Origin of the sequence: Bifidobacterium sp. ESL0769, assembly GCF_029395495.1 — a bacterium.
In the GTDB taxonomy this organism is placed as follows: Bacteria; Actinomycetota; Actinomycetes; order Actinomycetales; family Bifidobacteriaceae; genus Bifidobacterium.
Genome location: NZ_CP113918.1, coordinates 2,141,647 through 2,153,402, shown reverse-complemented (window position 1 = coordinate 2,153,402; position 11,756 = coordinate 2,141,647). Strand labels below are relative to the sequence as shown.

Sequence of the window (11,756 nt, the reverse complement as noted above, 5' to 3'; positions counted from 1 at the left end):
AAGTCGATACAGGATCGGAAGGAAATCTCTTGAACCGAGCACAACTGATGAAAGTCCTGCATAAGGATAAGTTCCGGACAGGTGCTGCGTTATTTGTTTGCTGGCTGACGACTTTTGCGATTTCCTTCCTTGTGCTTCGAGCCCCTGGTGACGATGCGAAATATGCTCGCGAGCTGCGGCGGATGAATGGCATCCAATGGGTGATCATGCGTTACAAGACTTGGTCCGGGCGCGTGTTCTCCGAAATTTCGGCCGCTTTCACCGTTCCGTTCCCGCAGACCGTCTGGCGCTTTTTCAATGCCCTGTTCCTTACCTTGTTGGTTTATAGCATCGCTCGGATTGCCTTCCACAGGGTTCGGGCGAGTTCCGTTCTATTTGTCTATGCGGCATACTGGCTTCTGGCGCCGACGATATTGCTGAATTCAAGTTTTTGGCTTGCCGGTGCGGTCGTCTATTTGTGGCCTGCTTCTTTGGCGGTTTTCAGTGGTATTCTTTTGTCCGATGCGGTGCGCGGGCAGAACACCAAATACAAATTCCTTTATGTGATCGCCGCATTTTTGGCTTCGATGGGTGTCGAGCAGGTTGGCCCTTGTGTTGTCGCTTTTTCGCTCATTACGTTGATTTACCTCTATGTCAAGCAGCATAAAGTCAACGTCGGGGTCGCTGCGAATGCCTGCGCTTCGATTGTCGGATTGGTTATTGAACTCGTCTGCCCCGGTTCCAGGCTGAGGTCTGTCAGCGAAACCAAGCATTGGTATCCTAATTTCGATCAGCTTTCTGTGATGACGAAAATCCATAAGGGCGTTGTCTGGCAATATGGCGAGGTCGCCAACTACTTGTTCGGCCTTATCGCTTTTACGACTGTTGCGGCAGTCGTTTCGATCATTGCTTACCAGCACAATGAGCATGCTGCTTCTGCGCAGGATGATTCCTCGTTGAACGAGCAGCGTACGTTGCAGCCGCTTGACTATGGGCTGATGGGAGTTATCGTCGGGCAGCTCATCCTGCTGGTCGCCGAACCCAAGATGCAGCTTTGGACGTCTCTCTTCATATTCAAGGTTCACAGCCCGGGAGAGCCTGTGGCCGACTGGCTGTTCCCGTACATATTCTGGACTGTTTTCATAGTCTGCCTTGTGGCGCTGCTGATGAGATTCCTTGAACAGAAGTATGTGGTTCTCTTCTTGGCATTGGCGTCACTCTGCGCCGGCATGGTTATGTACTTCTCGCCGACGATTTATGCGACCGGCGCGCGCAGCATGTACGTTTCAGCGGTATTGATCATCATTATATTGGCAATGATTCAGAGCAAGTTCAGGAATAAGGTTATCTATATCGCTGTCTTCATTCCCGCTGTTCTCAATATAATCAGCTTCGTCACGAGGATTATGAGGGTCGGATACCAGCTCTATATCTTCGGCTAGGGTAAACGTCCGGCTTATTGGAATCGATAGCGAATCTCTGCGATTATCAGGCGGCCGTTAGATTGTTTTCTCGATGATGTAACGCGGGCGCTGCTTGACTTCCAGATAGATGCGGCCGATGTATTCGCCGACGATGCCAAGCGCGGTGAGGATGAGGCCGCCGATGATCCACAGCGAGCACATGATCGAGGCCCAGCCTGCCTGGGCATGGCCGGCGCACAGGGACGCGATGGTGTAGATCAGCATGATGATGCCGAAGACGACAGATATCGCACCGATGGCCGTGATGGCGCTGAGCGGCTTGACGGAAAACGAGGTGACGCCGTCGATGGCGAACGAGACCATCTTGCGCAACGGGTATTTTGATTCGCCGGCGACGCGCTCGGAACGCTTGTAATAGACCTTGGCTGTTTTGAAACCAAGCGAAGGCACAATGCCGCGCAGGAAAAGATTGACTTCGGTATACTCTGACAAGGCATCAAGGGCTGCGCGGCTCATCAGCCGGTAATCCGCATGGTCGGGAATGGTCTCGGTACCCATCCAGTGCATGAGGCGATAAAAAGCATGTGCGGAGCTGCGTTTGAAGACGGTATCGGTGTCTCGGTTGTCGCGCACGCCGTAAACGATTTCGGCACCTTTCCGGTATTCTTCGACCATGGCATCGATGGCGTTGGGGTCGTCCTGCAGGTCGGCGTCCATGGAAACCGCGGCGTCTGCTTTCAATGCCCGGGCCTGCATGAGCCCAGCGTACAAAGCATTCTGATGCCCGCGGTTATGGGAGAACTTCACTCCGTGGAAGAGTTCCGGTTCCTCGTCGTGGAGCGCGGAAATCTCCTGCCATGTTTTGTCGGTGGAACCGTCGTCGACGAGGATGACAAAGCTGCTGGCGTCGATTGCATGGTCTTTTTTCAGCGCTGCAAGTTTGCTGCGGACTACTTTTGAAGTCTCTTTGAGAGCGGCTTCCTCGTTGTAGCAGGGAATGACCAACGCCAGAAGCGGCGAAGGCTTCAGCGAGATAGCGACTTTCGGATCATCGTTCAAATTGGATGAATCGTTGCCCGAGTCATTGTCGAGGTTCGTGGATTTCCCTTGTCTGCTCATGTTTCCAGATTATACCGTGGGGTGGCAAAGGAAAAAGGTTCCCATCCTTTGTTTAGCGGCTTTTGTCTGACGTAGTTTCCATGTGTGTCTATAGGATATTGGCATAGATAAATTCTTTTCGTGTGTATAGGTTAAAGGTGGTTGGCCATTGAATGATCGGCTGAAGCGATTGCTGAAGGTGTGGTCAGCGAAACCAACTGTCGGCGCGAAACGAAATCTGCTGATTGTGCTTGCGTTTGTAGTGGTTTGCGCCGTCGAAGGCGCCATGTTCATCCAGACGACGGGGCCTTTGAGCATTCCCGATACTGATCTTCACGCCAATTCGATTTACGCCGTCGTGACCGGTCAGGAGTTCAGCCCGGTTCAGGGTCACAAAGACCCATATGGCAACCAGGTCAGGATACAGCACATCACCGGAGACTCGCGCTATCTGTTTCGTACCGGCATGCACAACGGCATGGTATCCGATTTGCTTGAGGAATTTCACCAGGAGGCTTCTCGCCAAAGCGGCAGGCATCCCCATTCTTCGTTCCTGTCATATTTTCTGTATGACAAACATCGTGTGGTTCAGGAATCAACGGATCGGCAGCATGCTCTCACCGTCACGATTCCTGTTAAAACTCTGACCAACCGTTCCAATCAGTATTTCCCGATTGTCTACGCGCCTCAGGCTTTTGGCGTCTGGATTGGTATGAAAATAGGGCTTTCGCCGTTTGCCAACTGGCAGCTGGGCCGAATTACCAATTTCCTGCTGTTCCTGGCGTTGTATGCGTTGGCGATTGTGATATTGCCTCGGGGCAAGGCGTTTCTTGCGGTCCTCGGTGTTCTGCCAATGACGGTCTTCATGGCTTCGAGTCTGATGGCCGATGCATTTTTCATAAGCGTGGCCACATTATTCGTCGCCCTTTTGTTGAAATGTGCGGAGTCGGGCAGGCGAATGGGCAATGGCACATTGGCCGGTCTGATTGCCCTTACCGCATTGCTGGTATTTTGCAAGGGCGTGTATGTCGCGCTCGCGTTGCTGGTGATGGTCTTGCCGAAAAAGGTGTTGTCCACCAAACGCAAGATCGTGTTCGTTGTTGTTTCGATGCTAGTGTCCCTACCCATTTATGGGGTCTGGAGCGCTATGTTCAGCAGCACGTTCCCCAATGTGAATGTTGCCAAAAATGTAGCGTATGCGGGCAAAAGGCCTGTGAAGATAGTGGCCATGGTGCTTTATAGCACTCTTTCCGCGCTTTGGCAGAATGCGCCCAAGTACTCGTTTGATGTCGCGGCTTTCGTCGTTTTAATCGTTGCGTGGCTTGGCTATATCGTTTACAACCGTCGTGTATTTAAAACGAAGAAAAATGAATCTTGGATTGCGATTTATCGCTACGCGTTAACTTCACTTGTCATACTCGTGCTCATTCTTCTCGCGATTTATGCCATCGAAGCGATGATATGGAACAGACTGTATTATATGGGGTGGAACGATTATTTGATGGGTATGGAGGAACGGTATTTCTTCCCACTCTTGCCTCTTCTACTTACTATTGGATATACAGATAAGGCGGCAAGAGCCGATTTGGATTATCGTCAATAACTGCTTTTCCTGCGAATAAAGATAAAGCGATGATGAGGATTGCTCTTGTCGGTCTTTGTCGGTTTATCGTTTGATGGAGGATTGTTGAATTTCTCGAATCCTTTTGAGCTTTATGATTGATATTGACAAGTGTGGACGGAAAGGCGGGCGGACGGATATGCGTATAGCAGCGGGGATGGTGACGTTTAACCCCTCTTTGGACGATTTGCGAGGGAGCGTGCCTGCGCTGCTGAAGCAGGTTGAGGCGCTCGTTATCGTCGACAACGGGTCGAAAAATGTGGATAAGGTGGCTGATTTTGTGGCTGCGTATCCGCAGGTCACGCTGCTGCGTAACGGGAAGAATCTTGGCGTTGCCTTGGCACTGAATCGCATTTTTGAATGGGCCGAAAAGGCTGGGTTCGATTGGGTGCTCACGCTGGATGATGATTCCGAGATTCCTGATGGGATGATTGACGGGTATCGACGTTGTTTGAAGGATCAGGACGACGCGGCTGCTATGGGGGTTGGTGCGTCGAGTGATTCTGCTGATGTCTTAGATTCGACGAATTCCGGGAATGGCTCTAAGCGTGCCAATGATTCCAATGGTCCATCTCGGGTCGGCATCGTTTGCCCGCTGCTGATTAACCGCAAGGACGGCACGGTTTTCCATAGCAAGCGCTCGAACGATGAATGTATTACGTCAGGCAGCCTGACCAATGTCGCTGCGTGGCGGGCGATCGGCGGGTTTGACGATTGGCTCTTTATCGACGGGGTGGATTTCGATTTTTCGCGTCGGCTCGTGGCTGCGGGATATCCGATTGTCGAGTGCAAAGCCGTGGTGATGCCGCATCAAATCGGCGAAAGCCGGACGGTTAATCTTGGCTTCAAACATCCGATTGCTTGGAATCATGCGCCGTTCCGCTGGTACTATATCGAGCGCAACGCCCTGTATATCGACAAAAAACTCGGTGTATATTCGTGGTTTCATGCGGTGGCCCGCATCGTCGGCGACGCGCTCATCGTCTTGCTTTTCGAACGTGATAAGGCTAAGAAGATTGGCGCGATGCTGCGAGGCTGGCGTGCCGGCAAGCGTAAGATTCGCGGGATGAACGCCTCGAAAGACGCCAAAAGGGAACGTTGAGGCCTCTTCTCAAAGAGGAAAGCGTTGGCGCTTTACTTCATGTTCTTGATTTCGCGGTCGTAGACGAATTTTTCGGCCAGGCGGATGATGCGGAGCATTGCACACTCCAAACGTTGGAAGGTGCTCAGCTGTTGCAGAACTTTTTTGGTCTGTTCGTTGTCGCTTTGCGCAGTATCGAGTGTCTGTGAGATTTTGTTTTCTGTCGCTGGGGCGCTTGAGGTATTGATTCCATTGGTATTGCCGGTGCCGTCTTCTGCTGATTCCAACTTTGCTGCTTGCTGCTCATATTTATTATTACTTACTAAGGTGTAATAGCTGCGAGCGGGAAGCACGTCGTCTTCGCGGCAGATATCCATGTTCTTGAGCGACGCGGCGACGTGGTCGTGGTAGAACGAGGCACTGCGCATATTGTGGGTCACCGAATCCGGGCGCTGCAGCCAGTTGTAGAGGTTGACATCGATGTCGGCCACTTTGCCCATTCGCGCGTAAAGCATACAGGAAATGGCGGTGTCCTGTGCGTAGACGCCTTCGGGGAAGCGGATGCCACCCCAAAGTTCTCGACGGTAGAGACGGCACCAATTGGCTTCGTTGAAGTATTTCGTTTCGGTTGCGCGACTGAGTGCCGTGCCCAGAAGCCGTAGCGATTTGCAGAATACGGTTTGGTAGGCGTGGAGCGGATGCGAGAAAACAGTGGTCTTGTCGGGGGTGGCCGCGCCTTTTTGTGCGTCGGCGGCGACCTCGTCAAGCTGCGAAACCCCGAACTGGCGCCAACGCGCTTTGCTCATGTCGGCGCCAGTGGAGACGAGCGCGTGCAGCAGCAGCTCGATGTTGCGCCGGTCGAGGATATCGTCGTTATCGGAGAACGCGATATACTCGCCGCTCGCCGCGTCAAGCCCGGCGTTCTGCGCTTTGCCGATACCGCCGTTGGCCTGGTGAATCACTTTGACCCGTTGATCGGCGCTCGCGTATTTGTCGCACAGTTCCGCCGATCCATCCGTCGACCCATCGTCGATGAGGATGATTTCAAGGTTGCGGTAGCTTTGTCCCAAAATCGAATCCACACAATAATGCAGGTAATCGGCCGCGTTGTACACAGGCACGATGATGGAAACGAGCGGTTCTGCGGTGTTGGTCATGTTCTCAAGTGTAGAGACTGGTGGGGAAGGCGAAACCCGGGTGAGGCGGTGAGATGAGAGGGTCGAGCAAAGCGACTACGTAAAGTGATAAATGCTGAGGTGAGTTGTGACGATGAAATAAGACGGTGAAGGAAAGGTAAATGCGCGAGGCTAAAGTTCACACAAATCCGGGTTGCCTTTCCACTATCTTCACGCTCGTTTGCGCACAGTTCACAAATCGATTTCTAGACTCGGGAATCGGTAGGCAATCAATGCCGATATTGGTGACGATGAAAGCCGCGGTAAGTCGCGATATGTGCGACAAGCAATCGATACGCAATATATTGTCATGCGTTTCGTTGGCTGGGCTTAAAGTCCGCTTTGGGCTTGATATCGCGATTTATTGCAGCCAGGCATGTTGAAGCATTGGGTATTGATAACCGTTTGAGATGTATGAATCGTGAAAGGTGATGGCTCAAGATGGTACACATGGGATATGGCGAGACCTGGGCGAAGGTCATTCTCATGGGTGAACATTCCGTGGTTTACGGGTATCCTGCCGTCGCCGCGCCGCTGCTTTCGTTGAAAATGCGGGCTTGGGTCACGCCGGTCGAGCCGGTGCGTGCATCGCATACCGTTATCAGCGATTTCCGCCATTCTGAGGATTCTTCTCAAGCATCTCTTGGCACCCTCAAGGCCTTAAATTATCAAGGCTCGCTTTCCGAAGCTGGAAGCCGTTTCGGCGGGCTCGAACGTGCGGTCAAGGTCGCCACGGAATTCGCCGGTTATCCGGGCCTCGCCTTCGACGTCGTTACAGACAGCTCGTTCCCGGCGGGTCGTGGCATGGGTTCGTCGGCGGCCAGCGCAGGTGCGGTGATCCGTGCGATTCTCGACGCCTGTGATGTCGCGGCGAGCGAAGAACAAATTCTGAAACTTACCAACGAGGCCGAAGTCATCACGCACGGCAATCCGTCCGGTCTTGACGCGGCTACGACGTGTTCGCGCGATTTGGTCGCGTTCGAATCCGGCGATATCGAGAAAATGCGCGTCGATATGCCGGCTTACTTGGTCATCGCGGATTCCGGTATTGCCGGCAGCACGCGCGAGGCAGTCGGCAACGTCCACAAAGAGGACGAGCAGGATCACGCGCACGTCAAGTCCATCATGGATGAGCTGGGCGAACTGGCCCGCGCCTCCGAAACCGACCTCGAGCTGGGCACGGTGGCAATGCTTGGCGAGCGCATGAATCGTGCGCACGGATTGCTCGATGAACTCAACGTCAGCCATCCTTTGGTCAATCACCTGGTCACGGCGGCGCGCGCAGCTGGCGCGAAGGGTGCGAAAATGACCGGCGGCGGTTTGGGTGGTTGTCTGATTGCATTGGCTGCTGACGAGCAAACCGCGCAAAATGTCAGGCGCACATTGCTACGCGAAGGCGCTCGCGAGGTCTGGATTCACCCGTTGTTTGAACAAGTCTCGAATAAACAGTCCCTTGATACTGGTGAAGCCAAGAATCATTACGATAGCAGGTCTTTCGTAGCTGCGTGATGAAGCGTTTCGCAACAAGGCTTGCGTGGTGGCAGATTCACAAAATAACAGGATTTGATGATTGTGAATAATTTTGAATTCTGCGGGTTTGGTGGATAGTCTCGCATTTGTATAGTCCCGCCCGACCAAGCGGAATAAACTCGTGAATTGTGAAGGTCAGTGTATCGGATATGGCGGAAACGCGGGAGTCGCAAAGGCATCCGGGTCCCGTTTCGCGTATGGAGCCCATGAAGCAAGCGAGGTCTGAGAAGAAGGCCACCGCCGTCGCGAACGCCAATATTGCGCTGATTAAGTATTGGGGCAAAGCGGACGAGCATTTGATTATTCCGCGTGCCTCGAGCCTTTCCTTGACTCTAGATGGTCTTTCCACGCGCACTACGGTCGAATTCGGTGAGCCGGATACGGCGTCGCTTGCTTTGTCTGATTCCTCTTTCGGAAGCTCTGAGTTTTCGGTTGCGACGTCCAATAAGGCATCGGCCTTGCAGAATGGTCCGATGGCTACCGAGGATTTATCGTTTTGTGATTCCCTGACCATCGACGGTAAGGCGCAACAAGGTCCGGCGTTGACCCGCGTCTCGAAGTTCCTTGATATTGTGCGCGACAAAGCGTCTATCGCATCTCCTGCACGCGTGACTTCCACAAATACCGTACCGTTCGGAGCAGGCTTGGCCAGTTCTGCATCGGCATTTGCGGCGCTCGCGGCTGCTGCATCCAAGGCTGCTGGACTTGAGCTGAGCTCGCGCAACCTGTCGCGTTTGGCCCGCCGCGGTTCGGGTTCCGCTTGCCGGTCGGTGTTCGGCGGATTGGTGAAATGGAACGCCGGGCACGACGACGAGAGTTCGTACGCTGAGCCGGTCGATTCCGGCGACATGGATTTGGCCATTATTGTTGTGCTGATTTCCGGCGAGAAAAAGCCGATTTCCAGTCGTGAGGCCATGCGTCGCACCATTGCCACTTCGCCGCTTTATGGTGCTTGGATTGATTCCTGCGGCAAGGATCTGGACGATGCGCTCGCGTCGATTCGTGAAGGTGACGTGCAACGTTTGGGCGAAATCACTGAGGCCAACGCGCTCGGCATGCACGCGGCCATGATGGCTTCACGTCCCGCCATCTTCTACTGGTTGCCGCAAACCGTTGCCGCGCTGAGCGCCGTGGCGGAAATCCGCGAGACCGGTTTGGGCGCGTGGTCGACGATGGACGCCGGTCCGAATGTCAAAGTGCTGACCGACGGCCGCGATGCCGAGCGCGTTGCCGATGAACTGCGCAACCGCTTGCCGGGCTGTGAGATTGCGATCCATCGTCCGGGCGCTGGCGTGCGTTTCGAAGATTCCATGCGATGAATCAGTGGTAATTATGCATTCTTGCATAAAGTTGGCAGGCGCGAGTAGTTAAATGGTCTCTTGTGAAAAAGCTTATTGAACAACTGGTGAAATTCGGCCTGGTCGGCGTCGTCGCTTTCGTTATCGACGAAGGCATCATGAACATCCTGATTTTCATGCATGTCAACAACGTGGTGGCGAGCACCATTTCGTTCCTGATTTCGCTGGTGTTCAACTACTGGGCGAGCATGAAGTACGTCTTCAAGCACCGCGATGATATGGCCCGCTGGATGGAAGCGCTGATTTTCTTGGTTTCTTCGGTCATCGGCCTGTTCATCAACGAGTGGATCATCTGGATGAGCACACTTGGCATGGCCGCCAACGCAGCCGTCACGCAACATGGCATGTATATTCTGCGCACCAACATCGGCAAGATCGTCGCCACCGTGGTGGTCGCCATCTGGAATTTCATTATCCGAAAGTGGCTGCTCGACGACCGTTCGGGACAAAACGGCAAAGCCGGTAGCCAAACCGAATCCGCAAATGCGCAATTCGGTACGTCCGATAATGCGAATGCTCCGGCAGTCGCTTCTGACGGCACTGCCAGCGCAACTCCGACTTCCGCAGCCAAGCCCAAGCGCAAAACGTTCGCTCAAAAGCTTGGCGAGTGGTCTATTGCTCATACCCCGAAAGGTTGGCAGTAAGTGTTTTCGTTATTGTGCGAATAATTAGTCTGTAATAATAGCAAAATACGTCTTTTCCGGCACTAAGTAGGGTATAGGTGCGGGGAAAGACGCATTTAGCGCAGCTGATTAGGACTTTTCCCGCACAAATGTGTGCGGAGTGCGGGGAAAGACGCATTTTCTAGATGTATGAGGTATCGGCATGTGCGTGGTGTGGGATATGGGCCGATGAATCTCATGCATCCGCTCCGTTGCACTTCACACCTCCGGCCTTGCACCTTAAACCGTAACCTGAGTAAGCATCGGGGTTTCGGTACTCTGCTTGATCTGTTTGAAACCAAGGAACGATAGGGCCAGCGAGGTAATCGCGAGCGCGGCTACCACAAGGAAACCGCCGTGGGAACCCATTCGATCGATGAAGACACCGGCGATGGCCGAGCCTGCGGAACCGCCGATCGAGTTCATCGCGCTGGTCCACGCCATGCCTTCGGTGAAGCGGGTCGGCGGTACGAGGTGCAGCATCAGCTGGTTGCCGTTGATCCACGTCGGGGCCTGGCAGACGCCGATCAGCAGGTAAACGATCATAATCGTCCAGATATTGTGGGCGAACATGAACGTGGCTGTACCGAGGTCGACGACGATCAGGCAGAAATAGAAGCGTTTCCACAGCGGAATGGTCCAGTTTTTTGCGCCATAGAAGATTGCGCCGATCATCGAAGAGAACGAGAAGCACGCGAAGACGAAGCCCGTGTACTGCTTCATGCTCTGTTCGGTGGCGAACGAGATGATCGAAATCGACGCGGCCGACTGGAAGGCGCCGAGGCCGAACCAGGTGACGCACATGGCAATGAGACCAGGCCCCCAGATGGATTGGCCGGATTTGAGCAAGCCCGCTTTCTCTTCCGCGGCTTCGGCCTGCCCGCGCAACTTGGCGGCTTTCAGAGCCTCGCGTTGCCGGTATTCCTTGCGGGAGATGCCGGCTTTGCGGGCAAGTTCGGTCTGTGACGGAGGCTCGGTGGAAAGTTCGGTCAGGAACATCAGTGCGCCGACGATAACGCACATACCGGTCACGGAAAATGCGAGCACCCCGGAAATCACAGCCAAGGTCGAGGCCAGCGGGTTGCCGATGACCCACATCGCCTCGTCGAAGACGCCGGAAAGCGAAAGCGCCCGGTCGGTGCGTACGCGGTCGCCGCGCAGCAGATTCGCCCAGCGGCTGCGTGACATCGCGCCCCACGGCGGTATCGCCGACATGAACGGCACAATGACAAATAGAATCCACGAAGGAACGCGTGCTGTAATACATGAAACCAATGCCGTGGCCGCCACAATCCACACGACGATGGTGGGAATGGAAACCTGTCGTTGCCCGAACTTGTCGACCAGCTTGCCGAGCACCGGACTCATGATCGCCAACGCGATGGCCTGCACCGCACTCAGCGCGCCGGCGAGCGTGTAGTTGCCGTAATAATGCTGCACCGAAATGGTGATGGTCATGCCGACCATCGGAAAGGGCATGCACGCGATGACCGAGCCGACGGCGAAGCGCGCGGTGTGCGGCATACGCAAGAGTTCGGCATAGCCACCGAAGAGGCGGTGGGAGGCGTCCTTGAGGCCGGAGACAGGTATAAAGCGCATGACTTTACGGGTTCCTTTCAGGGTGTGTGGTGGAAGTCTTGCGGTTTGTGGCAGCAGAGAAATCCGGTTGGCGCGCGAGCGGTTTGTGTGGATTGTTCAAGGCATCGCTTTGAGATTCAGAAGGATGGCAGATACCCCAATTTCTCTACTCTCAGCCTCGATACTTTAGTGGTCATGCAACCCAACACGCCCTAAATTGTGCGGTGGACGAAGCATAAAACGTAAAACT

The 11,756-nt window shown here is 54.1% G+C and carries 9 protein-coding genes; 6 read left to right on the top strand and 3 right to left on the bottom strand.

What is annotated here, in order from left to right:
- Nucleotides 1-29: 29 nt before the first annotated feature.
- Nucleotides 30-1,421, top strand: coding sequence for a DUF6056 family protein (locus tag OZX72_RS08435; RefSeq protein WP_277158249.1), 1,392 nt, complete (start codon nucleotides 30-32; stop codon nucleotides 1,419-1,421).
- A 57-nt stretch (nucleotides 1,422-1,478) separates the two neighbouring features.
- On the opposite strand, the gene OZX72_RS08430 is transcribed toward OZX72_RS08435, so the two are convergent.
- Entirely contained in the window at nucleotides 1,479-2,522 is a 1,044-nt protein-coding gene (locus tag OZX72_RS08430) for a glycosyltransferase family 2 protein (protein WP_277158248.1), read from the bottom strand.
- Between the two features lie 148 nt (nucleotides 2,523-2,670).
- Between OZX72_RS08430 and OZX72_RS08425 the strand changes: the two genes are divergently transcribed.
- Both OZX72_RS08425 and OZX72_RS08420 read left to right on the top strand, forming a co-directional pair.
- On the top strand, nucleotides 2,671-4,104 hold the full coding sequence (locus OZX72_RS08425; protein WP_277158247.1) for a DUF2142 domain-containing protein: 1,434 nt from the start codon (nucleotides 2,671-2,673) through the stop codon (nucleotides 4,102-4,104).
- 157 nt (nucleotides 4,105-4,261) lie between these two features.
- Nucleotides 4,262-5,224 (top strand): glycosyltransferase family 2 protein, encoded by a 963-nt coding sequence (locus OZX72_RS08420; protein ID WP_277158246.1) that lies wholly within the window; start codon nucleotides 4,262-4,264, stop codon nucleotides 5,222-5,224.
- Between the two features lie 32 nt (nucleotides 5,225-5,256).
- Here the strand turns inward: OZX72_RS08420 and OZX72_RS08415 are convergent, their stop codons facing one another.
- Nucleotides 5,257-6,360, bottom strand: a complete 1,104-nt coding sequence (locus tag OZX72_RS08415) for a glycosyltransferase (protein WP_277158245.1) — start codon at nucleotides 6,358-6,360, stop codon at nucleotides 5,257-5,259.
- A 459-nt stretch (nucleotides 6,361-6,819) separates the two neighbouring features.
- On the opposite strand from OZX72_RS08415, the gene mvk reads away from it, so the two are divergent.
- The 3 genes from mvk (at nucleotide 6,820) to OZX72_RS08400 (ending at nucleotide 9,910) form a co-directional block, all read left to right on the top strand.
- Nucleotides 6,820-7,887 carry a mevalonate kinase gene (gene mvk / locus OZX72_RS08410; protein ID WP_277158244.1) on the top strand — a complete coding sequence of 356 codons (1,068 nt, stop codon included), beginning with the start codon at nucleotides 6,820-6,822 and terminating at the stop codon, nucleotides 7,885-7,887.
- 227 nt (nucleotides 7,888-8,114) lie between these two features.
- Nucleotides 8,115-9,227 carry a diphosphomevalonate decarboxylase gene (mvaD, locus tag OZX72_RS08405; RefSeq protein WP_277158243.1) on the top strand — a complete coding sequence of 371 codons (1,113 nt, stop codon included), beginning with the start codon at nucleotides 8,115-8,117 and terminating at the stop codon, nucleotides 9,225-9,227.
- Nucleotides 9,228-9,289: 62 nt separating this feature from the next.
- Nucleotides 9,290-9,910: a GtrA family protein gene (locus tag OZX72_RS08400; protein WP_277158242.1), complete on the top strand. Its 621-nt coding sequence runs from the start codon at nucleotides 9,290-9,292 to the stop codon at nucleotides 9,908-9,910.
- 258 nt (nucleotides 9,911-10,168) lie between these two features.
- Here OZX72_RS08400 and OZX72_RS08395 read toward each other — a convergent pair whose 3' ends face one another.
- Nucleotides 10,169-11,527 carry an MFS transporter gene (locus OZX72_RS08395; protein ID WP_277158241.1) on the bottom strand — a complete coding sequence of 453 codons (1,359 nt, stop codon included), beginning with the start codon at nucleotides 11,525-11,527 and terminating at the stop codon, nucleotides 10,169-10,171.
- Between the last annotated feature and the right edge of the window lie 229 nt (nucleotides 11,528-11,756).